General features: G+C 46.7%; 17 protein-coding genes. 9 read left to right on the forward strand and 8 right to left on the reverse strand.

Features of this window, described 5'->3' with window-relative positions:
* Positions 1 to 170 precede the first annotated feature (170 nt).
* Positions 171 to 1,274, forward strand: coding sequence for an ATP-binding protein (locus tag AC0LWF_RS14075; protein WP_474652155.1), 1,104 nt, complete (start codon positions 171 to 173; stop codon positions 1,272 to 1,274).
* A gap of 37 nt (positions 1,275 to 1,311) precedes the next feature.
* On the opposite strand, the gene AC0LWF_RS14080 is transcribed toward AC0LWF_RS14075, so the two are convergent.
* The 4 genes from AC0LWF_RS14080 to mprF all read right to left on the reverse strand — a co-directional run bounded on the left by AC0LWF_RS14080 (position 1,312) and on the right by mprF (position 7,980).
* A complete protein-coding gene (locus AC0LWF_RS14080) occupies positions 1,312 to 2,313 on the reverse strand; it encodes a Ger(x)C family spore germination protein (protein ID WP_474652156.1) in 1,002 nt (333 codons plus the stop codon).
* Positions 2,314 to 2,399: 86 nt separating this feature from the next.
* On the reverse strand, positions 2,400 to 3,530 hold the full coding sequence (locus tag AC0LWF_RS14085) for a GerAB/ArcD/ProY family transporter (RefSeq protein WP_474652157.1): 1,131 nt from the start codon (positions 3,528 to 3,530) through the stop codon (positions 2,400 to 2,402).
* Positions 3,531 to 3,534: 4 nt separating this feature from the next.
* Positions 3,535 to 4,959: a spore germination protein gene (locus AC0LWF_RS14090; protein ID WP_474652158.1), complete on the reverse strand. Its 1,425-nt coding sequence runs from the start codon at positions 4,957 to 4,959 to the stop codon at positions 3,535 to 3,537.
* A 372-nt stretch (positions 4,960 to 5,331) separates the two neighbouring features.
* On the reverse strand, positions 5,332 to 7,980 hold the full coding sequence (gene mprF, locus AC0LWF_RS14095) for a bifunctional lysylphosphatidylglycerol flippase/synthetase MprF (RefSeq protein ID WP_474652159.1): 2,649 nt from the start codon (positions 7,978 to 7,980) through the stop codon (positions 5,332 to 5,334).
* A gap of 177 nt (positions 7,981 to 8,157) precedes the next feature.
* Between mprF and AC0LWF_RS14100 the strand changes: the two genes are divergently transcribed.
* From AC0LWF_RS14100 to AC0LWF_RS14135, 8 genes are all read left to right on the forward strand, one after another.
* On the forward strand, positions 8,158 to 11,241 hold the full coding sequence (locus AC0LWF_RS14100) for an efflux RND transporter permease subunit (protein ID WP_474652252.1): 3,084 nt from the start codon (positions 8,158 to 8,160) through the stop codon (positions 11,239 to 11,241).
* 39 nt (positions 11,242 to 11,280) lie between these two features.
* Positions 11,281 to 12,582 (forward strand): VTT domain-containing protein, encoded by a 1,302-nt coding sequence (locus AC0LWF_RS14105; protein WP_474652160.1) that lies wholly within the window; start codon positions 11,281 to 11,283, stop codon positions 12,580 to 12,582.
* Between the two features lie 44 nt (positions 12,583 to 12,626).
* On the forward strand, positions 12,627 to 13,160 hold the full coding sequence (locus tag AC0LWF_RS14110; protein WP_474652161.1) for an RNA polymerase sigma factor: 534 nt from the start codon (positions 12,627 to 12,629) through the stop codon (positions 13,158 to 13,160).
* Between the two features lie 6 nt (positions 13,161 to 13,166).
* Positions 13,167 to 13,652 carry an anti-sigma factor family protein gene (locus tag AC0LWF_RS14115; RefSeq protein WP_474652162.1) on the forward strand — a complete coding sequence of 162 codons (486 nt, stop codon included), beginning with the start codon at positions 13,167 to 13,169 and terminating at the stop codon, positions 13,650 to 13,652.
* Positions 13,653 to 13,666: 14 nt separating this feature from the next.
* On the forward strand, positions 13,667 to 14,500 hold the full coding sequence (locus AC0LWF_RS14120) for a hypothetical protein (RefSeq protein ID WP_474652163.1): 834 nt from the start codon (positions 13,667 to 13,669) through the stop codon (positions 14,498 to 14,500).
* Positions 14,501 to 14,896: 396 nt separating this feature from the next.
* Positions 14,897 to 16,003: a GerAB/ArcD/ProY family transporter gene (locus tag AC0LWF_RS14125; RefSeq protein ID WP_474652164.1), complete on the forward strand. Its 1,107-nt coding sequence runs from the start codon at positions 14,897 to 14,899 to the stop codon at positions 16,001 to 16,003.
* A 12-nt stretch (positions 16,004 to 16,015) separates the two neighbouring features.
* Positions 16,016 to 17,620: a spore germination protein gene (locus AC0LWF_RS14130; protein ID WP_474652165.1), complete on the forward strand. Its 1,605-nt coding sequence runs from the start codon at positions 16,016 to 16,018 to the stop codon at positions 17,618 to 17,620.
* A gap of 14 nt (positions 17,621 to 17,634) precedes the next feature.
* A complete protein-coding gene (locus AC0LWF_RS14135) occupies positions 17,635 to 18,855 on the forward strand; it encodes a Ger(x)C family spore germination protein (RefSeq protein ID WP_474652166.1) in 1,221 nt (406 codons plus the stop codon).
* Positions 18,856 to 19,139: 284 nt separating this feature from the next.
* On the opposite strand, the gene AC0LWF_RS14140 is transcribed toward AC0LWF_RS14135, so the two are convergent.
* From AC0LWF_RS14140 to AC0LWF_RS14155, 4 genes are all read right to left on the reverse strand, one after another.
* Positions 19,140 to 20,282, reverse strand: a complete 1,143-nt coding sequence (locus AC0LWF_RS14140) for a DHHW family protein (protein WP_474652167.1) — start codon at positions 20,280 to 20,282, stop codon at positions 19,140 to 19,142.
* A gap of 21 nt (positions 20,283 to 20,303) precedes the next feature.
* Entirely contained in the window at positions 20,304 to 21,686 is a 1,383-nt protein-coding gene (locus AC0LWF_RS14145; RefSeq protein WP_474652168.1) for an MBOAT family O-acyltransferase, read from the reverse strand.
* A 7-nt stretch (positions 21,687 to 21,693) separates the two neighbouring features.
* Positions 21,694 to 22,632 carry a DUF4358 domain-containing protein gene (locus AC0LWF_RS14150; protein ID WP_474652169.1) on the reverse strand — a complete coding sequence of 313 codons (939 nt, stop codon included), beginning with the start codon at positions 22,630 to 22,632 and terminating at the stop codon, positions 21,694 to 21,696.
* 176 nt (positions 22,633 to 22,808) lie between these two features.
* Positions 22,809 to 23,780 (reverse strand): stalk domain-containing protein, encoded by a 972-nt coding sequence (locus AC0LWF_RS14155; RefSeq protein WP_474652170.1) that lies wholly within the window; start codon positions 23,778 to 23,780, stop codon positions 22,809 to 22,811.
* Positions 23,781 to 23,794 lie beyond the last annotated feature (14 nt).

A 23,794-nucleotide genomic window follows, 5' to 3' on the forward strand; every position in this document is an offset into this window, starting at 1 on the left:
CAAACCAAACGCCAAATTATTCGTTTTACAGGAATTCTAACGGGGCAGTTGAACGCAACCTTTCTCTCTCCTCAATGGATTTGATGATACAATAGAGCGAAGATAGATAAAGCGCTGGCAGAGCCAGGTCTACTCGCGCTAAATGAAATGTTCTATAGGAGGAGAAAGGTGTGACCAAACCATTATTTGACCCAATGAAACATCCCGATTGGACCCCGCCACAAACGGCTGAGAAGTATCGTTTTGTTGCCGAATATACCCAGGATTTAGTCGGTATCGTGGATATGGAAGGTATAGTTCTATACGCCTCGCCGTCCCATGAATTGGTCTTGGGGTTTCCGTCCAGCGAATTTGAAGGAAATACTGCTTTTAATTTCGTTCATCCTGATGATCTTGCGTACGTTAAAAGGCAATTCGATGACATGGTTACATTAGAATCAACGTTCGATTTTGAGTGGAGGTGTAAAAAAGCAGATGGCAGTTGGGTATATATCGAGACCAGGGGCACTCCTATATTTGATGAAAATCGCAAAGTAGTGCAATGCGTGTACGGGTCTCGTGATATTTCGGAACGAAAGAAGGCAGAAGAACTCCTTCTACGAACTGAAAAGCTTTCGATTGTAGGTCAAATGGCGGCAGGAGTTGCACATGAGTTTAGAAATCCTCTAACCTCGATCAAGGGATTCGCCCAGCTGTTACACCAAGGCAACGAAAAACCCGAGTATATTGAATTGATTCTATCTGAGGTTCGGAGATTGGAAGCCATATTATGGGGATTTTTAACACTTGCCAAACCTCAAACTCCGAAAATGCAGGAAGTTGATGCGGCGGTTGTTTTACAACGGGTGGTGTTGATATTCAGTACACAATCCATATTAAACAACATTGAAATTATTGAAGAACACGACTCGGGAGTACCACGTATCTACTGCGATGAGAATCAAATCAAGCACGTGTTCATTAACATTCTCCAGAATGCGGTTGACGCTATGCCAAACGGTGGAATCATCAAAACACAGATTCTATGCCATGATTCAGAGTTTATCAAAATTCGATTTATAGACCAAGGAGGTGGCATTTCGGCGGAACGAATTAAATCCATCGGAGAACCCTTTTATAGTTCCAAAGAAAAGGGGACGGGATTAGGCCTAATGGTCAGCAACAAGATTGTCCACGAACACGGAGGGAGTATTCACATCGAAAGCACGCTCAACGAAGGAACCATTGTTGATGTGATTTTACCCATCTACTCGCCATTCCTCAAAAGGGATTAGAAGTTGAAACTATTTTGAGGGCAAAGATTCCAACTTCCTATTTCACCTTCGTCAGAGGCTCTAGATGTAGCCGCACTTTTACATTAATCTTCATAGTAGACCAATGGCGATCCCATGTATCTCTGGTTATTGGTTTGGAGAACGGTTTAGCAGTCAACGCCCCGATTTGGAGGGGGTCAATCTGCAATTTTTGCATTCGGGATAGCAAACGGGTTACATTCTCCTCCAAGTACCGTTCGATTTTTTGTGTGAGAGCGGCATATTGGAAGTTATCCTCGATTCTTGCGAGCGAATCCAATTCATCAATTCTTCCCTTCACGTCGACTTCGATGGTCAGGGATGATAAATCCGGGGCTAGTTTCTTACGGGTATGCGCGCGAATATGGCCTAGCGTAACCGCGAGGTCAGGAAGGACTAAATATCGTACGTATCTGTCCCTATATAACAATTGGTTGATTTGATCGTTCTTTCCTCGTATCTCCGCAACCATACTGTCCCGGTCGAAAAATGCTGTTCCTTCGTACAGGAACTGTTCGCCCTCCGCACGAAATACTGGTAGCTGGGGATCGGAAACATGAGAGTACAGCATTTTCATAAACTGGTGCAAATTGACGACAGTAATTTCGCCTTGTTTTTTCTTCTCGTAATGTTTGAACATGCGATAAAGGTAATAATCGATATTATCTGTTTCACCCAAGTGCTTGGCGAGGAATTCATTAAAGTTGCCTTTCGTAATGACTAAGTACAGCCGTTGCGAAATGTTCGGATCGGTCAGGACGGTATTGATAAGACGGGTCAGTCCCCGTTTCGCATAAGCTTCGTCCACGAACAGCAAGCGGATTTGACCGGCTTTCAGTTCGTTATAATAGGTCAAATTAAACCCCTTATTGCCTTCATTCAATAGCGAGACCTTAAGGGTAAGGACTCGCTTCTTCTCCTTGATAAGAGGAGGGACGAGCGTGCTGATTGTTATCTTTCCGTCTTCTTCTCCTCCACCTTGTACGGACCAGAAAATAATCGGCGTGATTTCTTCGATCATATTGTTTTCTGCTAAGGGTACGCAACCGCATGCGAATGTCAACAAAGAAAACGATAGCAGCACAAGCGTTGCTCGTACGAAGCGTTTCATGACGTTGTCCTGGCTTTGCGCTTGATCGCGATCCAGATGAGGAGAGGTGATAACAAATAAGTGGCGGATCCTGCCCACATCTGCAGGTCGAGCCAAAAGGCCTGTTCGAGCCCAGGCTCCCAAAACCATTTACTGATCGGAAGAGTGACGGCCATCGCCGCACAGCCGCTAACGATCAGCCCAATACGCGTAGTGCTTGTCTTCGTCTTGCCTAGCTTGCCTAGCAAACGAAAAACGCCATATAGCATTAACATGAACAAGGCGATCGAGTAAAGAAAGCTGAACATATATGCCGAGATCAGGATAATATCGACCCTTTCGAATATAGGAGATTGCAGATATCGCCCCATCTCCACGTTCGGATATTTGATGGTTGGCAAGTATTTGGAGCCGTAGAAGAGCAAGGACGCAATGGAAATAAAGAGATACTCGCCGACCGAGATGGCGTTAGCGATCGTCAAATATTTTAGCATTTTCCGTTGCGGATTCAGCCAGTACGAAATAGCGATTAAAAATTCAGGTCCGGAGAACGACGAAAAAACGAGCAGTAGGGATTTCCATGCAAATGGCTCTGGACCAATCGGAATGAGAGGGTATAGATCGTGAATCGAATTTGATTGCACCAAAAAAAACGGAATATACAAAAAGAAGATCCAAATCGTTCCAAAGAACACGACCGTTACGAAACGAACCATGTTTTCCATTCCAAACAGCGCCAAATAGCAGCTAAGGATAAAAGGAAACACGATGTGCCATTCTCGGTCCATAGAAGGAAAAACAAATTTCTGCATGATATCGGCATAACTGACTGAAATGAAAGAGATCTTGAGCAAAAGGAGCGGCAAGCTTGCCAAAGCTAAAATTTTGATGCCTGTTTTTCCGAATAATCTTTCAAAACCCTGGTACCCTTGGGCAGAGTAGGGGGTTGCGAACCACTTGGACAGCATATATAGGCAAGATTGGGAGGCTATGCCCATTGCTACAATCGCCAACAACATATACGGTTGAACGAGGGCTGAGGGCATGACAATCATGTAATAAAGCATTTGAATCCTATTGGTGAGGAAGAGCGCGTAAAAACCGCTTTCTTGATGTGAGGTTTTTCGAAACAGCGATACAGCTTGCATGGGTTCATTTACTCCTTCGGCTAATACGATATTTGTTCAAAGGACGCAATGCTTCAGGACGATTGCGCATAGCGTGTAACGGCCCTCGGACGAAAAGATCGACCCAATCTCTCCAATAAAACGGAGATACCGGCGCCAAGTAGGGCTGATTCAAGGACGTAAGCCCGTTCAGATGGGCAAACATGCCGATGAGTCCAAGCAAGATACCGGGAACGCCCAAATAGGACGCGAGAATCAAGAATATGAATTGAAGCACTAAACTGGATTTGGTGACCAGATAGTTTGGAACGAGAAAAGTGGAAATCGCCGAAATGCCTGCCAATACGATTAGCACTTTGCTTGCGAATCCGGCTTCTACCGCTGCTTGTCCTATAACGATTCCTCCAATTACCCCCAAGTTTTGGCTCGTTTTGGTCGGCATTCTTAGGCTGGCTTCCTTGATAATTTCTAGCGTAATAAGAATAATTAACGCTTCCCAGAAAGGGGATAGCGGTAGTTTGCTTCGAGACTCGATGATTACATATAAAATTTGCAGGGGAAGCATTTGATAATGATGAGTCGTTAGTGCCACGTAAATTGGAATTAAAGTAATGGAAAGAAAGAAACTGAGATAGCGTAACGGCCTCAAAAAGCTAGCTACCAACCATCGGTTAATATAATCCTCCGGCGACTGAAACAAGTGAAACAGCGTAATCGGAGCGACTAACGCGAAAGGAGTATTATTGACGAGAATGACCAATTTTCCGATGCCTAGCGAATACGCGCAGGAATCCGGTCGATCGGTCTGAAGATATTGAGGAAAGATGCTGTGATAATGGTCTTCCATAAACGCTGCAACATGTGAAGAGTCCAAAAATATATCGAAGTCTATGCTGGAAAGCTTTTTTTTCGCGACCGCTACAAATTCTGGATTGGTTAACCCGTCGATGTACATAAGGACTACGGTTGTTTGGGTTAAGGAGCCGACGGAGTATCTCTCTGTTTTGAGCGCTGTTAAAGGCAGCCTTCTTCTAATCAGCAAGATGTTTTGCTCCAGCTGCTCGCTGAAACTGTCTTTTGGGCCGAACATTATTGTTTCCGTCTCTGAGGTTTCGATGGGCCGGCTGAGCGATTTGGGGAGCATAATAGCGTGCCATCGCCCGCTGGATGAGTCGTGAATTAGCACTGAACCCTTCATGAGATACTGGATGGCTTGCTCCAAATTGGATAAACGCGTAATTTTTGCGGTGGTCAAGCTCTTTTCCACCGAACTTTGAAATGATCGAACGAGAGGCACAAGAATCGATTCGTTAAGACGCTCCTGATCGATTAAGGTTCCAAAATAAATAAATGTCAAGCGAAGTCCGTCGGTAGTCTCTCGATCAATTATCTCCGCGTCCTCCATTAGGGCGAGGCGCTGCTTTAAAGCTTCTAAAGAAATTGCTGTCATCGTTTCACCCCCTGAATCAGCGCGCGCTGAGATCTCCTTTATTATGCCTTTCTGTATCGCGATTTAAACTAACAATCGGAAACCTTGCCGCGACCACTAGACAAACAATTAACTGCTGCAATCGAACCTATTAAAGAAGATGAAAAATTCGAACCAAAAAACAAAATCAGATAAAGATTGGAATTGGTTGATCCAAAATAATGAAGAATTTAAAATCAGGTCACCCTTGAATTCGAATCTTATCTAACGTAAAAGGAAATGCTCCCTCAGGAAGCATTTCCTTTTACGTTAGAATCAGCTTTAGATTTTGTGAGAGGATTATGGACCATAAATTGCTTCATCTAAGTCTTCAGTAATCTTAATATATTTATTTCACCCTTTTTTTGGTCGGCGCGCAATAAGCCGAACTAGTTCAAGCAAGAGTATCGGCAATGATACCGAGCGCGGATAAGCAAGATAACGGGGCTCCCAGACCGGATAGAATTTTTCTTTGTATTTCCGAAGCCCCTTGAATCCATACCAATAACCACCATGCTTAAAGACAAAATGCGCAAGCTTTTCTTCCCGGATGGCCGCCTGAGCTTGACCAACGCTTGAGAGCGGAGCCATGCCCAAATTAAAAGTTTCATACCCTGCCGTTTTAGCCCACTCCAACAGACAGACGAACAATTGATCCATCGTTCCGTTCGGCGTATTCGGAAGATGTCGCATGAGGTCGACAGAAATACTTTTGCCACTGTCATAGCTGGGTGCGAGCGTTGCGAAAGCGATAATCTCATTCTGGGGATCGATCAAACGAACTATTGGAGACAACTGCAAGTAGGACTCGTCGAACCAGCCAAGCGAGAAGCTCTTCTCTTTTTTGCCATGTAGCCATTTCTGCGAAATCGGGCGAAGCTTCTCCAGCAATTGCATGTCATGGGGCGGCGTTGACACCTCGAAGCGGAACCCTTCACGCTCAAATCTGTTTTTGACGGTTCGTAAGTTGGTCATTCGTTTCCCGCTTAGAGTAAACGCTTCTAATGGAACCAATGCCTCTTCACCCAATTTAAAGAAACGATACCCGTTTTCATGATAAATCGGAAGGTAACTCGGAGAAACCTGATAGAAGACAACCGATAAGTCATACAGATCCGCAAAGCGCTGACATTCCTGGATGGCTTCGCTAATCTTTTCTATTGGACCTATGGGGTCGCCGAGGACGACGAGTTTATTTCTAATCATGGCATAAGGAATCAAGACGCTGTCGTTACTCGCCCAGAAGAAGTTCTTGTCGCCGGTAAATAATACATGCGTCAATAAGTTCCCTTGCTCGTGTTCCAAGAACAAGCGCAATTTCGCTGCTTCTTCTTGGGATGACCCCCTATTCACCAAGCGACTTGGCCGTAGCAACAGGATTAGCGAAAGCAATAACCATGTGAACACAATTCCGGTGATCGCAACAAAGCCGTTCAACTTCGGGTTAATTAACCACGTTAATTTAGTTGCCGAATGCGATGGATTCAGGAGAGCAGGGTGGATCCCCGTTGCAATGAGATCGTACACATAGCCGAGCACAAGCGTAAGACTCCCCCACAAAGCTGCCCTTTCCCTGCTGAAACTTGCGGATATTCTGTAAAACCGGTCCCGGGATATCCAGAGCAACAAGGCAACAACAAGCAGGAATAAGGCTTCTTCGATATCGAATGCCTTGCTGAATGTAAATAAAGCACCCGCGCACAGAAGAAAGAGCGTCAATTGATACGCACGCTTTACACGATGAGAGATCCCCCAGGAAAGTACGATCAACAAGAAACCGATGACGACGCTTAATTGATGAGACAATTTCATAAGCGGAGCGGCCATCAGCTCCTTTGAAAGATGTAACCGAAATAACAAGCCGGGCAAAGCTGCGGAGAGCAACAGAACAAATCCGCTTGCGAAGACTAGCTTGCCGAGCGACCATACGCCAAGCTCGCCTACTAATTTGAACTGGTTAGGGAAGTGCCATATTCTTTGCCAGCTATTCAAGCCGTTCTCGAAATGCTCGTCATCCGGATCAATCGTTTTGTCGCGATCCATGGCGACGTCGGACGCGGCGATAACGAGACCGATCATCCAGGGAAACAGATAGTACATCAGACGGAAGAGAACGAGGACTGCTGCTGTTGTATCCGCAGGATAGCCCAGCTGTTGCAGCCCGAGCAGTGCGGTCAGGTCGAAACCTCCTATACCTCCGGGAGCCATCGTGACAAGTCCAGTAATCGCCGAGACGGTGTAGATCCCCAACGCATTTGCCAGTGAAAGACCGGGAAGTAGACAGGTACCGATGAGCCAGAAGCAAATTCCTGCGCAAAGCCATTCCAGCAAGGACGCGCCGATCGAGGCTGCGATGATAGCTCCGTTCATCCGAGGCAAATTACGATTCAGCCATTTTGAATAGAACGAGGTTCGCTGCAGAAATACGTATCCAGGCAAATACAAAGCAGTTGCCCAAACCGCAATTAACGTCCAAGGATGGATATGTACAATCGTATGTACCGGTAAAATACCGAATATGCCTGCCCATGAGAGTATGGAGAGGCCGGTAATCGTAATCGTGGACAGGAAGACGATCGAAGCCGTAATCGTCTGATTCGGAATTTTGCGCTTCCGGTAAAAGAAGGTCCGGAAAGCCGCGCCTGCGATGCCGGAGAAACCGATTACGCTATTCGACGTGTTTGCGACCCATGCATAACGGAAAGTATCCCAGAGACTGATGGGGATTTTGAAATGACGCCGGAGCACGAAGTCATATAAACTAACCGCAGAGACCGCGATCAGTGCAGTCCCGAGCAAAAGAAGCACCGTCGCCGGCTTCATATGGTGAAGCTCGTGAACGGTACCGGTCCAATCGATTCGTCGAAACTCGTTTTTACCTTCCCAGTAAATGAACGCAATCACAGCTGCCGGAATCAAGATTTGCAAGAGCTTGTAACGATGAAGCGCCTTGATCAATTGGCCGATCTTTATGCGGTGAAGAACTTCCTGGAGACGTATCATTCGTAATTCAGAACTCCCTTAGACGAAAAATCAATATATGGCTGTTAGTCAACTCATGATAGTATTCCCAAATTTTATTTTTCAGTGTCGATGAACAATCCAGCCCAGAACGAAGTCTTTCCCTATATAGACAGGAGAGAGGAGACTTCAATCATGAAACGGATTATCGAATCAGTTATGCAAAGATCGACCATCATTTTAGTCTGCGTTGTGCTTATATTGGGATGGGGGGCAGTCTCGGCCTTGCAAATGCAGAGAGACTACCTGCCTGGCATCAATAACACCACATTAATGGTGTCGCTACGTGCTTCATCATATCAGGCGGATCAAGTTAAGAAGGATATTACGGCACCGCTCGAGGATGCCATCCGCAAGACCAACGGAATAACCAACCTGGAAACGACCTCCTACGACGGCGGGGTATTGATGAATATCTACTACCCCATGGATTACGATATGAACAAAGCGGAAAGCGCGCTTAAACAGGCATTGAATGATGCCGCATTGCCAGATGGGGTCAACAAACCGGCCGTAACCCGATTAACGTCGAGCACGTTTCCAGTCTTGAGCTACAGCCTAACGGCCAATACCGACAAAGTAGACGATCTAACACTGCAATCCACGTTGCAAACCGACATCGTCAAGCAATTGAAATCCGTACCCGGCGTCTCGGATGTCCAGACCGTCGGCGGAGCAAACCGAGGCTATGTTGTCGTCCTGCGCATGAAAGATCTCGTGGCGAATAACTTGACGCTGGACGACTTCAATAAATCCATCACGGCAGACGTACCCAGCCTGCAAGGAAGCATTGCAAATGTGAAAGCTTCGTTCCCGATCCGAGTCGAAGGATGGGATCTCACGGAACAGCAGCTGAACAATCTTGCGATTAAGAACAAAGACGGCAGCAGTATCCCATTGTCGGCCGTTGCTTCGGTTGTTCAATCCCTTACCGATGTGAAAACAGTCTCAAGAACGAATGGCAAAGCAAGCGTGATGATCAATGTGATCAAGACGCCAACGGCAACGATCACGGATGTAGCCAAACATGTGAAAGAACGCGTAGCCGGCATTTCTGCCGTCCAAAGCGGCGATGTCGCAATGTCGCTTCAAACCGACCGTGCGCAAGATCTGAACGGATCGTTAATGGGTCTGGTTCGTGAAGGTTTGTTGGGCTGTCTATTCTCCATGCTCTGCGTATTGTTCTTCTTCAGAAATGTACGTTCTACGCTATTGATTGCGATCACACTGCCGATTTCGCTGCTTGCTACGACAGCGATCTTGAAATCCATGGGCGTTACGCTGAACATCTTGACCGTATCCGGACTGATTGTCGCAATGGGACGTATCGTCGACGATGCGATCGTGATTTTGGACAACATGTATCGACGCGTTCAGCAAAACAAAGACAAGCCAGTTCTGAGCGTATTATCTTCTTCGGTGGTCGAGATGCTTCCAGCCATCTTCGCTTCTACCGCCACAACGGTAGCCGTATATGTACCGATTGCCTTAGTCGGCGGTATCATCGGTGCATCTTACTCCGGCTTTGCCTGGTCGGTCGTCATTGCCTTAGCCGTATCCTTCCTTGTCGCCATGCTGGTGATTCCTGCATTCGCCTATGTGGGATGGAGATCATCGAAGACGGAAGCGGTCACGCTCGAACCGCTCATGAAGCCGCTGCTGCAATCTGCGTTGAAGCACAAGAAAACCGTGATTAGCATCTCGTTGCTTCTGTTTATTACCGCGGGGATCTTCGCATCGCAGCTTCCGTTCAGCCTGTTGCCAAGCACGGCAAGCGGCCAGGTCGCCGTCAAAGTGGAGCTGCCGAAAGGAACGCCGTTGTCCGAAGTGGATAAAGAAGTCAAGCAGGTGGAGAGCGTCTTGCATAACAATGCTCAGATCGCTTCCTATTCAGCAACGTTTGGATCGACTTTCACGCCGACGGCAGATGACGTGTTTGACCAAGGCGGAGGTTTCATTCAACAACCGAACGTGGGTAATCTGTCCATCCAGCTGAAAAACAACAAGGATGTCACTACCATCATTCCGGCATTGCAGGCCGATTTGAATCAAGTGGCCAATAATTCGGCGATTACGGTAACGAATCAGAATATCGCCGGCGATGATTCCACAATCAATATCATGTTAAGCGGCGCCGATCAAATCACGCTTGAAAACACGGCTCAGCAAGTCCGCACGAAACTGGTGACTATTCAAGGTCTGAGCGTGACAGGGAAAACGGATCTCACGAACGGGATACCGAAATATGCGATCACGATTGATAAAACAAAGGCGCTACAGGCTGGCATTACTCCTGACGCTATCAATAAACTGTTGGCGCGTTACACGTCCAAAGCGAAAGACTTTGACATTTCGACGTCGACCGGCACGATTCCAGTCGACGTGTATATCGATTCCGTTAAGACAGGCGTTTCGAACGAAAATGCAGTACCCGTGTATACGCCCGAACAAGTATTGGCATCGATGGCTGCCGAAACGGTTACCGGAAGTAACGGACAGACTTATCGTCTTGACCAATTCGTATCGATTCAGAAGAGCGACGCCGTTTCTTCCATTCAAGAACGCGACGGTCAACCATTCTCCGTCGTGCAAGTGCAGATTACGTCAAGCGACATGAGCAAGGTGTCGAAAGAAGTTTCTCGGACCTTGAAAGAAATGAAGCTCCCGAATGGAGTCACGTATTCGCTTGGCGGCATTACGCAGCAAGTGACGCAAATGATCATTGAAATTACGGTCGCCCTCATTATTTCCATTTTGCTCGTGTTGCTCATCACCAGTTTTGTTTTCAAAGGTTGGAAAGCACCGCTCGCTGTATTGATCAGTATTCCGCTTGCATTGTCAGGTGTCATACTCGCCTTGTACGCCATTCATGGCCAATGGAATCTCGCCGCATTTATCGGCGTATTGATGCTTACGGGAATCGTGGTTACGAACGGAATTGTCCTGATCGATAAAATCGAACGAAATCGCAAAGAAGGCATGGGACTTCGAGAAGCCGTCATGCAAGGCAGCCTCTCCAGAGTTCGTCCGATATTCATGACTGCGGGCACGACCGTTCTTACTTTGATCCCGTTGGCGTTATCGCATAGCTCAGATACCGTCATTTCGCAAGTGCTTGGCATTGTGGTCATTGGCGGTATGATTACGTCCACGCTCAACAGCTTTATCGTGATTCCGATTCTATACGAATGGATGCAGGGCAAGGTTGTACGGAACGCGGATGCAGACAACCGGATGAACTGACAATCTCGGGTTAAAACTACAGGAAGAGGAGGGGTAACAATGTGGGATTGGACAACTTGGCTCGAACAATATGGATACGGACTGATTGGATTAGCAATATTCCTTGAAGTACTCGCTTTACCTCTTCCTGGCGATATGATGTTGAGTTATACCGGACTTTATGTGTATGAAGGGAAAATGAACTGGATTCTGAGCATTCTATCAGCGGGTGCTGGCGCAGCAGCCAGCATCTCGCTATCCTATTGGATCGGATCCCGTCTAGGTAAACCGTTCATTGTCAAGTATGGACATCGCATCCACTTGGGTGAAGAACAATTGTCACGAATTACGGTCTGGTTCGAGAAATACGGAGCAAAGTTATTGTTCATAGCTTATTTCATTCCTGGATTAAAGCATATTACCGGTTATTTTTGTGGGGTAACGAGAATGCCATTTCGTCGTTACGCCATCTTTGCTTATACAGGAGGACTGTTCTGGGTCAGTTTATTCATCTCGCTCGGTCGAGTGTTAGGCCCGAAATGGGAGGCCTATCATTCAACGGTTAATCGATATATGATTATGTTTGGCATTGCCTCAGCATTGTTGGCGCTGGCGATTTATTTTTACCGTAAATATAAACGACGCGTGCTTGCTTCAGTTATGGAATTGCTTATCAAGGGAGTACGCCACTTCAATTCGCTGGGTAAAGTAAAATTTCTAGTGCTAGCTTCATTCGCATTACTGATGCTGTTTGTCTCTTTGATGCTGGGGATGATTCAGGATTTTCTTGCGCATGAATTTAGTCAATTCGATGAAGTGACCTCTTACGTGGTACGAACGGTATTTGGTCCCGAGTGGCATGATCAAATGCAGCTCTTCGCGAAACTGGGAACCTTGTATCTGTACGGGCCGCTTATTCTTATTACATCGATGTGGATTATATTCAGAGGCCGTAACAAGGTCTTAGAGCTTCTATTTCTTCTCTGGGTCGTATTTGGCGGGGAATTGCTTGATGACGCCTTGCGAATCCTGTTTCACCGTCCTGGACCGTTGGTAATCGGAATCGAGCTCACCAATACTTTTCCAAGTGAAGAAACGCTTACGTCGATCACGATATGCGGATTCTCAGCCTTTTTATTGCTTAGACACTACAGCCAGAGCTTGATCCGAATTTTTGTCTTTCTGTTTGTTATTCTTGTTTGCCTTCTGGTCGGCATTAGCCGTATTTATTTCAATGTGCAGTTTCCAAGCGATGTCGCTGCCGGTTACGTTTTCGGCGGTGTATGGATAACTTTGAACGTCATTTTTCTTGAAGTCCTGAGGAAGCTTCAAGATAATGGAGCAGCGATATTAGCGAATTAACGTGAATCCTCCTGGTTCCGTTTCGGTAGGAGTTGAATACGCGAGTGGTGGATGAGGAACTAAAGCATATCATTCATCGAGCCAAACGTGGCGACCGGGAAGCATTTGCGAATCTAGTCCAACGTTTTAAAGGCCATGTCTATCGATATGCAGCGGGGATGTTAGGCGATCGAATGGATGCAGAAGACGTTTCGCAAGAGGCATTTATTAAAGCCTATTACTCCTTCTCAAGTTTGGATAACGAGTATGCGTTTTCTTCTTGGATCATTCGAATTACTGCTAATCTCTGCAAAGACCGATTAAAAAAACGCACGAAAACGCCAGAGCAAGAAATTCATGAGGAACAGAACGAGTGGATATCGCATCAACATGCAGCCGACCCGTTAGAGAAGTTATCCATTGAAGAAGGACTAAGCAGACTCTCAGTAGGTCATCGGGAAGTTCTATTATTACATGAAATCCAAGGCTATAATTATGAAGAAATCGCCGAAATTATCGATGTTCCTCTTGGAACGGTGAAGTCAAGGCTGTTCGCAGCCAGGATTAATTTGCGGAACGAATTAAGAAGGGAGGACTGACTGGGAATGACCAAACATCAAGAGGAACTGTTGTCGGCCTACCTCGATGACGAGCTGACTCAAGAGGAAAGAATAGAAATTGAAGAGCATCTTGAGTCATGCCAGTCCTGTCAGGCGTTGCTGGAAGACATGTCAAAGCATAACTATGACCTCGTACAGATATTCGGCCTCATCGAAGCACCTAAGGATTTTGAGGTTCGGGTTATGAAATCCATCGGAACGGAAGAAGTAAGACAATTCGCAGGCAAGGAGCGGATTATTGCTTTTCTATTAGGTTTATTGACACTTGGAGTAATTTATCTGCTGACAGGAGCGGTTATCGGTAAGCTCATTCATGGATGGTCTAAATTGGTGATCACACTGATTTATGCAAGTTCGCATTTCATTCTCAGTGTACCTGTCTTAACTGGAGGGACGATTGTCCTTTCGTTAATTATCCTCGTGACCTCCTTAATTTCACTCAAGCGGCTGCTTCAAACCTCAGCGAGCTGAAAGGGAGGGTCACTTTGAAAAAACTAACATACACCATTTGCTTCGTTATGCTGTTCATGCTGCTCATCCCTGGCATGGCATCGGCAAAGAGTATTTTTGAGCATCAGAACACCACTGTGCCTGCAGGCCAGACTGTTGACGACGTGTATGTTGTTGGAGGCGATGCTGATATCTCTGGCCAAGTACAAGGTATTGTCGTCGTCATTAACGGCAACCTGCATCTGAACCGCACGGCCAAGATTGCCGGTGTTATTGTCGTGATCGGAGGAAAGGTAGACCAAGATCCGGGGGTAACTTTAGGGGACGATATCTACGACATTTCGCTGGATAACGCTACGCAAAATAGTTTCCTGATTGGCGGCGGACTCGTTCTGAGCTTATGGGTGCTGCAGCTGGCTGGAAGCCTGCTTATGGTTCTTGTACCTGTCCTGATTAGGGTTCTCGGTAAGAAAAAAATAATCACTTTTACCGAACGTTATCAACGGGAATCCGCAGGTCGGCTCTTATATGCCGGTTTTCTAAGCGGCTTGCTTATCGTTGCGTTAAGCGTACTACTGCTCGTAACCGTTATAGGCATTCCGATTCTTATTCTGATTCTACTAGCGATACTCGTTGCATTTGCTATGGGAATGACTGTAATTAGCTACCGAATTGGCGATATGATTAAAGGTGCTGAACAAATGCCTGATTGGTTAAAAGTGCTTATCGGCGCCAGCATTTTAACTGCGTTTTCGAGTATACCTCTTATTGGGTGGATTCTCTTGTTGGTCTCTGGATTTGTCTCTTTTGGAATATGCACACAATGGATTGCAGAGAAAAGCAAGAAAAAACGAAAGTCTAACAGTTAACTAGATAGCTCGACGTAAAGAAACCGTGATCAAAAAGATGTCGGGTGACAAGAACATGATCTCTTTGAAGGGCGAGGGAGCGTGCCTTGATGCAACATGTGGTAACTAATATCCAAGCGGATGTCATTTGAGTGCCGCGGCAGATGTAAGAGGACAAGAACATATATCCATTAGATTCCGCGTAAAACGCGGTTTTTTTTATTTTATGGATACAACTTCTAAGCTGCTACAGTTGCTTGTAATTTTAAGTGGATACTGAAACCGCCTGCGATAACGGGAGGTTTCTTTTCTTTTTTGCGACAGCTGAATTCGTCTTTTCGTGACTGTGAGGTAGCGACATACATATCATCTGGAAAATCGGGGAAATTAATACAATCCTATTAAGATTGCAGGTGAATGATGGAGAAAATATCACAATCTCAGCTTTCAGCGCTCATTATTATGCTCCAGATCGGAAGCTCCCCATTGTTCCTACTTGGAAAAGAGGCCGGAGCGGACGCTTGGATCGCTATACTTATCGCCATGTTGACTGGTCTTATGTTATTGCTGTTGATATTGCTTATACACCGTCTGGAGCCAGACAAGGAACTCATGGAGATTATTACAGGCTATTTCGGCAAGTATCTCGGTTACGTGATTGGCATTGCTTATTTCGTCTATTTCTCCTATGAATCTGTACGGAATGTACGGGAATTCGGGGATCTCATCGGCATATTTCTGCTTCCCAAAACACCATTATGGGTTTTGGTCGGGAGTATTGTGCTTATATCAACTTATGCGGTTTGTCATGGCTTGGAGGTATTTGCAAGGGTGGTACAGATTATTGTACCTGCAATTGTTTTAGCCTATATTGGTTTTCTCGTCTTAATCTATGTATCAGGATTAATTGACCTGCACCGGATAGAGCCGGTTTTGAGTAACGGGTTGACTAAGGTAACAGATGCTGCTTTACCTGAATTGGTGTCATTCCCATTCGGTGAGATGGTGCTTTTTCTGATGTTCTGGAAATTCGTCACTCCGAAAAAGAAAATAGTTCGGACTACTCTCCGCTGGTACATATGCACGGGACTGTTCATTACACTGTCCAACATGATCATTTTGACCAGCTTAGGTCCGCTCTCTCAGATGAGTGTCGTTCCATTTATTCAGATGACGAGCCTAATCAGTTTCGGCTTCCTCGAACGACTTGATCCAATCGCTGCAGGTTTACTATTTGCAGGTGTCTTCATCAAAATGACGCTGTACTTCTTTGGTGCGTCCTTCGTCGGCAAGCATCTTGTGAAAACGAATCAGCGATATATTATCGTTGGTGTTGGCTGCATCATAATCATCGGTGCGCTTCTTTTCAAAAGCTACATGCAGCTTCTTTGGTTCGGTTTTGTATACAATGTGAATAACTTTTTCCCTGTTTTTCAAGTATATATTCCAGCACTGCTTCTCTTCGTAATGCTGGTCAGAAGCAGCTTGCGCCGCCCGGATACCGGTAATTCTAAACATGGATAGGGAGGGCTTAATATGACATTGTTCTGGGGCAGAAGGAAGGCGAGCAAGGTTCGCCAAGGCACGAAAGAGAAGAAACAGCTCATTTCCTCCCAGATGAAGTCCAATTTAGGATGGCTTAACACCAAACTCGGTGCTAGCTCTGATATCGTCATGCGCAACTTTTCTGATCAAGGAGAAGGTACGGAAGGGGTTCTTATCTACATCGACCACTTGGTAGATCAACAAACGGTCAACCAGATGATCGTACAACCGATTCTAACCGAAATCGGTACGAATTCGGGCGTATCGCCAACAGACTGGTTGAGGCAGTTGAAGAATAAGGCGTTGTTCGTAGGTAAAGTTACTGAAGTTCATACTTTAGACGACGCGCTCACACAGCTCCTTGAAGGCAATACAGTCATTCTCCTCCAAGGCTGCCATTTTGCGCTGTCCGCTAGTTCTTCTGGCGGGGAGAAACGAAGCGTGGAAGAGCCGTCGTCGCAGACCGTCATTCGGGGACCCAAGGAAAGCTTCACAGAGAATATCGATACCAACCTGTCATTAATTCGTCGTCGACTTAAATCTCCGATGCTTAGAATTGAGTCTCTGCAAATCGGCAAGCATACCATGACGCGAGTAGCGGTCATGTACATGAATGGAATCGCCAAGGAAAGTATCGTGAAGGAAGTTATGACAAGGCTGGAACGAATTGAAACGGACAGTATATTGGACAGCGAATATATCGAGGAATTCATTCAAGACGCTACCTTCACACCATTTCCGACAATGATGAACACAGAGCGCCCTGATGCAGCTGCATCGAGCCTTCTCGAAGGTCAGTTCGTGATCATCGTGGATGGATCACCCTTCGTACTGATCGCTCCAGTCGTGTTTACCGAGTTCTTCCAGTCCAGTGAAGATTACTATCAGCGATACGATATCGCTACATTCCTTCGTATCCTTCGATTTGCTGCATTCTTTATTTCGTTGACGGTTCCTTCGCTGTTTATAGCCCTAACGACCTTTCATCAGGAGATGCTGCCTTCGCCACTATTAATTAGTCTGGCTGCTCAACGCGAAGGCGTGCCTTTCCCTGCAATCATCGAGGCGCTATTGATGGAGCTTACCTTTGAAGTGCTCCGAGAAGCGGGCATCCGAATGCCGCGAGCAATAGGTCCTGCTATATCAATTGTAGGTGCACTTGTACTTGGGCAGGCAGCCGTTCAAGCAGGCATCGTTTCCGCTGCGCTTGTCATTGTTGTCTCTATTACGGCAATCGCTAATTTCGTTATGCCGTACACCAATATGTCCAATGCGGTAAGGTTGATCCGTTTTGTCATCATGCTGCTCGCTGCTACTCTTGGTCTGTACGGTATTTTATGCGGACTGATGGTGATTCTCATCCACTTGGCGAGCTTGCGATCGTTCGGAGTCGCCTATCTTAGGCCCCTCTCGCCGCTCAACTTTTCTTATTGGAAAGATGTTTTCATTCGTGTACCTCGGTGGAATATGAACAAGAGACCCGTCGCCGTGACATCAAGCGGCAATCGATCGAGACAACGAAGTAATCAAGGGCCACAGGTACCGCAATTTCCAGGTCACGAGCAAGAACCAGATCCTGATGATTCGAACGGATAGGGGGCAATAAGGAGATGACAATCGGTTCAAAACAATCAGTCTTATCGCGTCTCTTCCTGTGCATGATCATCTTCAGTCTGTTAACGGGGTGCTGGGATAGTATTGAACTGGATCGGCTGGCGATTACGGCAGCGACTGCCATCGATTATAAAGACGGCCAATGGACGGTCTCCTACCAAGTTGTCATCCCGGCAGCCATTTCGCCTACTTCAGTGGGAGGGCAGGGAAGACTGCCAATCGCCGTTTATTCAACGCAAGGCAAGACGATTAAAGAAGCCGTCTGGAAAGGTCAGCTCGAAAGTACGAGACGACTATACTTTGCACATACGCGGGCTATTATCGTCAGCGAATCGGCTACAAAGCAGGGGCTATCACCGCTATTAGATATTTATTTACGCAATCTCGATTCCAGAGAGACGGTGAGTGTGCTGATTTCCTCAGGAGAAGCACGCAAGATATTGGATCAGCTGATACAGCTTGAAATATTACCGGGAGAAGGAATTCAAGACATGATAGCTGGCGAATCAAGCGAACTGTCGATCCTTTCCAATGTCACGATGTATAAGCTTGGATTATCCTTATTGGGGACTGCCAAAAGCGGTTTCCTGCCGGAGATTATCGTTTCCGGTTCACCTGCTGTGACGAAATTAGATGATATCAATCAAACAGATCTGGGGTCTAAACTTAAACTCGGACGATTAGCCGTACTTAGTCATAACAAGCAGGTAGGTTGGCTGCCGCAAAAGCATGCGCTCGGGGTAAGTTTCATTCGAAATGAAATTCACCAAACGACTCTCGCATTCCGATGTACAGAGCAGTCGAAGGAATTAGACTCCACATTTCGATTCATGCATAGTAAAACACATTTAACTCCACATCGGGCCGGCGATCATTATGTGATCAATATCGATGTGAGAGGTGATGGTGTATTGGAAGAGACGAATTGCTCAATTGACTTTAATAAGCCGAATGCTGAGCTTGAGATGGAGCGACAACTGGAGAAAGAAGTTACGGAGAAGATCAATGAATCGTGGGTGGCTGTCAAACAGCTCGAAACAGACATACTCGGCTACGCCGATCTTATTCATCGGAAATACCCACACGATGCAAAACCGCTAAGCCGTGGTTGGAAGAATGAATTCGTTAAGATTGAGATCCATCCAAAGGTGGACATAAAGATTAAAAAGACGGGTTTGATCATGAAATCGTACACCAAGCAAGCCGAGGAAGAATAGCGGTCCAACTGAAAAATGAATCAGTCCAATAGTGTAAGACGACAAGAACATAAATACAACGGAAGTCGCATATACTGCGGCTTTTTTATTTATTGTATAAAAGTTCTTGTCGTTTGGCCAAGACAAGAACTTCTATACAAAGCCGTGGATGCCTCAAAGTAATCAAAGATAAAAATGTAATTACGGGAGGGCACAATGAGAATACTCGTCCCTGACTGCCGCTATTTCTTTACGAAGTTCATTCTAAACGTTCGATCCCAGTCTAAAATGTAAACGATTCGATTCTACCGAAGCTTGAGCAAATCGGCGCCGTTCTGAACGAGCGTCTCCACATTATAGAGCAACAGAACCTCTTTAATACCATTCTGCTTCATATAGCTTCCAACTCTGCCGTTAAAGTAGCGCAAATCGATGACATGGATCTCGGCTACATGTGCAGTTAGAAACGGAATGAAACAGTGTGCATACGAATCCTTTATGACAAGCATCTTGTCTAGCTTCTTATCTCCTGGTGCCGGTTCGGTCTTGATAATACTTAATGCATGCACGCCGCCGAGGAAATAGGAGTACTGATCCTTCTTCTGCAGAAATTCAGGCGCGTACAAGCTGGAGTACGTCTTATCTGTATCCAAGACATACATCGAGGATTTTACCGGTTTCTTCGGCGTAAACACCTCGATCTTATCCGGCTGTATCCCTGCAAATTGGCTTTTGGTATGATAGCTGCCGAGGAACGAATCGGTTACGATCGATTTGTCGAACGCCGATTCGGGCAATGGTTCCCATCCCATACGCTGCGCATAGGCTTGATAAGCCAAGAAAGCGCCGTAAGTCGTCCAGTGGTGATCCGTGCGGTAATAGATGTCCTCGTCTCTGTACGGGGTCAGAATCTCCAGTCCACTCAAGAAGGAGATCTCTACGTTATACCGCTTCTCCACTTGGGAGATCGCTTTATCCTGTGATCCTGTAGGTGCCTTCCAAGGAAGGAGGTCAGGGTATACACCTATCGAAGTTGGAGCAAGCAAGAACGAAACATTCGTACTGGGATGGGACAGAGCAAATTTCTTGACTGCATCAGCATGCGATGCTAACTTCGCGTAATCGGGTTCATCGAACTTTTTGAGCAAGTAGCCTTCTTTTCCTTTGTAAATCCCATTGTTCTCTTGCTTCAGCCGCAGCTGCTCGATCGTTGATTTCACCCATACCCAACGGTCCCGGAAAGGGAAGTGGTCAATGACATAATCTTCGGCTTCTTGTGTCACTTTCTTCGACCAGAGGCGATTCCAAGACAGCATCGGAAGCTTCTGCAAATTCCGATTCTCTGTCTCCGAGAAAGCAGATTTCGGCAGGACAACGAACAGAATGGATGCCACGAACAAGACGGACACGAAACCGACGACGAGCATTTTATCCACTTTACCTTTCATATGTTGACACTCCTTGCATGATTAGAACCGGAAGTATAGGAACGGGTTGAACGTAGCATCCACCAAATAAGCGACACTCAGGAAGAACAGCACAGCCAGGCCGATCAATCGAATCGGTGCGGCATACTCGCGCCGCCAAACGCCGCCAGGGACAGACGCCATGATTAGAATCATAATCAGAACCGCGTTCGAGTAGAGCATGTAGATTGTCATATCGGTCCAAGCCGGTTGCCCGTTAGCCCCGAATAATGCTTGAAAATAGTGCCCCACAAGTGGCAGCTGGTCGAAAGCAAACAGCACCCAGCCGAATAGAATGAGCAGAATAGCATAGGCGTGTCTGAACACGCGAGGCCAGCGGCTAAGCTGCTTAAGCAGCCACATTTTCTCTACAATCAGCACGACTCCGAAGTAGAGTCCCCACAAAAGGAAGTTCCAGCTCGCCCCGTGCCATAGTCCCGTCAACAGCCAAACGATCATAATGTTACGAAGCTGCTTATAGAGTCCGTACCGGTTACCGCCGAGCGGAATATAGACATAATCGCGGAACCAGCTGCTGAGCGAGATGTGCCATCTGCGCCAGAAATCTGTAATGCTTTGCGCTGCGTAAGGCTTATTGAAATTCTCGTTGAATCGGAAGCCGAACATGAGACCAAGTCCGATAGCCATGTCGGAATAACCGCTGAAATCAAAATAAATTTGGAACGCGAATGCGATAAGACCAAGCCACGCCGTTAACGCGGGAAGTGATTGAATGTCAGAAGCAGTCACCGCATCCCAAACGAGCCCGACGTTATTGGCGAGCAGCACCTTCTTGGCGAGTCCAATGATAAATCGCTGAATGCCTTCCGAGAAGCCCGCTATCGTGACTTGCCTATTCTTCAACTGTTCGGCAATCGCGTTGTACTGCACGATAGGACCAGCAACTAGCTGCGGGAATAAGGCGACAAACGTTCCGAAGTCGATCCAGTTACGCTGTGCTTCTGTACGCCCTTTGTAGACGTCAATAATATAGGACATCGATTGGAACGTATAGAACGATATACCGATCGGAAGCGCGAGCTCGGTTAGGGGGATGGACGTCCCCAGCAAGTCGTTCACGTTATGAATGATAAAGTCCGCGTATTTGAAATACGAGAGCAGGCCAAGGTTGACGACGACCGATAAGGCAACAATCGCTTTGCGCGCGGCTGCGCCTCTGTTTCGGTTCCCGAGTAGGAGGCCGAAGCTATAATCGGTCACTGTTGACAGAAGCATAATGCAAATATAGACCGGCTCACCCCAAGCATAAAAAATAAGGCTAGTCAGGAACAAGACGAGGTTGCGCGCTCTCTTCGGAGATCCGAAGTAGAGCGCGAGCACTGCCGGAAGGAACAGAAAAAGAAAGAACAGGCTGCTGAATACCATAAGCTGTTTATTTATCCAAAGCGCTGTTGAACGCTTTTATGATAGCGTCAGCTTGATCCGAAATGACGAATAACACATAATTCCCTTTAACAACGATCTTGTAGTTCTTAGCGATTTCGTATTGGTCCGGCAAATAGTGCTCGAATGACGACATTACGAAAGCTGCGCGTTTCTCGATGCCTGCTTTGACCATATCGATGTCTTTCGCGTTCTTTACTTTGAAGATACCGATCTCATTCACTTTGATGTTAATCATCGGCGCGTGCACGATGAATTCAGCGAGCTGGCTTGCGTCGAGCTCATAAGCTGCTTTAAGATCATCCGCTGTAAACTCCATCGTCATCGACTGCTCAATTCCGCTCGTAATTTTCGCATAAAGATCAGATACCTTCGGTGCTGGCGCTTCCGGTATCGGAGTCGGTTTTGTTACAGGCTTTTCCGGCTTCGGCTTCGGGGTCGGTCTCGGCTTCGGGGTCGGCGTTGGTTTCACCGTAGGTTTCTCATTTGGTTTAGGAGCTGGTTTACTCTCAGGATCTGGCTCTGGCTTCACAGTAGGTTTCTCGGTAGGCTTGGGAGCTGGTTTTGCTGCAGGTTTCGAAGCGGGCTTCGAGCTGGATTGGTCATCTGGCTTGTCCGTTGTCGGGGTAGATGGTTTCGCTTCTTCAGGCTGAGAAGGGGCAGAATCGCCAGCAGGTGTTTCATTGGCATTAGAGGATGCATCTGAACCGGTTTCGGGAGATGTATTCTGAGACTCATCCGCAGCTGCATTCTGAGTTTCATCTGCAGGATCTTGGGCGGATGTTCCAGTATCCGTTGATTCGGCGCTGTTGCTCACATTCGAGGTTGATTGGTTTGCTTCGTTCGAATTACTGCTGCAGCCTGCTAACAGGCCTCCAATAATTGCGCTTGCAAGAATAAGGCTGAGAAGACGTTTCTTGTTGGTCATGATCATGTACGCTCCTAGATGTAAGGTAATAGTTGTTCGCAATAGACTAAGACGCGGGGTTCCCAAGAAAGGTTGCACGGTGCTGCGCGCGCACGGAGACTTAATCCCACGCTTGACATGACTAAGGGAAGGGTGCCGATTCCATTAGAATTAAGCACCCTTCTTGTTATGGATTTCTATTTATTTCGAGTGAACGTTTGACCGGCCAACTTCAGTGTATCTCCGTTTACAACAAATTCGACCGTACTATCAGACATGTCCGCTACGATACGGATATGCGAAGAGTCAACGATTAAGTAATTTCCCACCGCTTGACCAGCGCGATAGAAGACGCCATCCGCGGTCAGCTCCATTACCGTTCCTTTGCGTGATTCGGTCCAAGAGCCGACCAGCTTGGATACGATATCCGCGCTTGCCGAAACGGCAGGGGAGAGAACAAGATCATAGCCTCTCGCTGTCAAATGATCGACGATTGCCTTGTAGCTGGCGTTGTCCGGTGTGCCTGCTCCGAACGGATTTTCCTTCGCATCTCGGAGAACGTACACATACTCGCCTTTGGTTCCCAACACCGAGTCTTTAACATCGTGGGTCTCCGCGCTCCATTTTGCCTGATCCATAACCTCTACGGTAGCAACAACTCGTGCTTCAGGTGATGCTGCATCTTGTGGTAAGTAAAGTAAGTCGATCGCGCTAAGTGCTCCCGCTGACAATGCTCCGGATTTAATTCCGTCCGCGACCGATTCCGCTGGCCATACAGTCGGGCGAAGCTTGCCGCCAAACGATGCTGGAATCTGCAAGGAGTAACCGTATTTGTCCAATATCAATTGCTCATCTGCTCGATACTCGAGATACTCGCTTTTTTGGGTGAAATATGCCGTCTGTGACGAGCCTTCCCAATATACGTCATATCCGAGTTGTCCGGCTACGCTGCGAACGGGCAAATACGTATGGTTGTTATAAACGAGAGGCGTTACTGCCGAGCCATCTTCATCCTTTAATTCGACTTGGCTGCCGCCTACATGGACGTGTACGGAAGGATTTAAGAAAGCCTTCACTTGGGTCAATTGCCCAGATGCGTAAACACCAACCGCGAGCCCTAACGTCATGGTTGCGGTTAACCCAGCAGCAATAACGGTTTTTTTCTTCATGGAAGTTACCTCCG

The sequence above is a fragment of the Paenibacillus sp. sgz302114 genome (assembly GCF_056120345.1).

Excerpts from the sequence above, each read along its gene's own strand:
- AC0LWF_RS14080 (WP_474652156.1), bottom strand. The coding sequence starts at position 2,313 with ATGATCGAAGAAATCACGCCGATTATTTTCTGGTCCGTACAAGGTGGA.
- AC0LWF_RS14085 (WP_474652157.1), bottom strand. The coding sequence starts at position 3,530 with ATGCAAGCTGTATCGCTGTTTCGAAAAACCTCACATCAAGAAAGCGGT.
- AC0LWF_RS14090 (WP_474652158.1), bottom strand. The coding sequence starts at position 4,959 with ATGACAGCAATTTCTTTAGAAGCTTTAAAGCAGCGCCTCGCCCTAATG.
- mprF (WP_474652159.1), bottom strand. The coding sequence starts at position 7,980 with ATGATACGTCTCCAGGAAGTTCTTCACCGCATAAAGATCGGCCAATTG.
- AC0LWF_RS14100 (WP_474652252.1), top strand. The coding sequence starts at position 8,158 with ATGCAAAGATCGACCATCATTTTAGTCTGCGTTGTGCTTATATTGGGA.
- AC0LWF_RS14105 (WP_474652160.1), top strand. The coding sequence starts at position 11,281 with ATGTGGGATTGGACAACTTGGCTCGAACAATATGGATACGGACTGATT.
- AC0LWF_RS14115 (WP_474652162.1), top strand. The coding sequence starts at position 13,167 with ATGACCAAACATCAAGAGGAACTGTTGTCGGCCTACCTCGATGACGAG.
- AC0LWF_RS14125 (WP_474652164.1), top strand. The coding sequence starts at position 14,897 with ATGATGGAGAAAATATCACAATCTCAGCTTTCAGCGCTCATTATTATG.
- AC0LWF_RS14130 (WP_474652165.1), top strand. The coding sequence starts at position 16,016 with ATGACATTGTTCTGGGGCAGAAGGAAGGCGAGCAAGGTTCGCCAAGGC.
- AC0LWF_RS14135 (WP_474652166.1), top strand. The coding sequence starts at position 17,635 with ATGACAATCGGTTCAAAACAATCAGTCTTATCGCGTCTCTTCCTGTGC.
- AC0LWF_RS14140 (WP_474652167.1), bottom strand. The coding sequence starts at position 20,282 with ATGAAAGGTAAAGTGGATAAAATGCTCGTCGTCGGTTTCGTGTCCGTC.
- AC0LWF_RS14145 (WP_474652168.1), bottom strand. The coding sequence starts at position 21,686 with ATGGTATTCAGCAGCCTGTTCTTTCTTTTTCTGTTCCTTCCGGCAGTG.
- AC0LWF_RS14150 (WP_474652169.1), bottom strand. The coding sequence starts at position 22,632 with ATGACCAACAAGAAACGTCTTCTCAGCCTTATTCTTGCAAGCGCAATT.
- AC0LWF_RS14155 (WP_474652170.1), bottom strand. The coding sequence starts at position 23,780 with ATGAAGAAAAAAACCGTTATTGCTGCTGGGTTAACCGCAACCATGACG.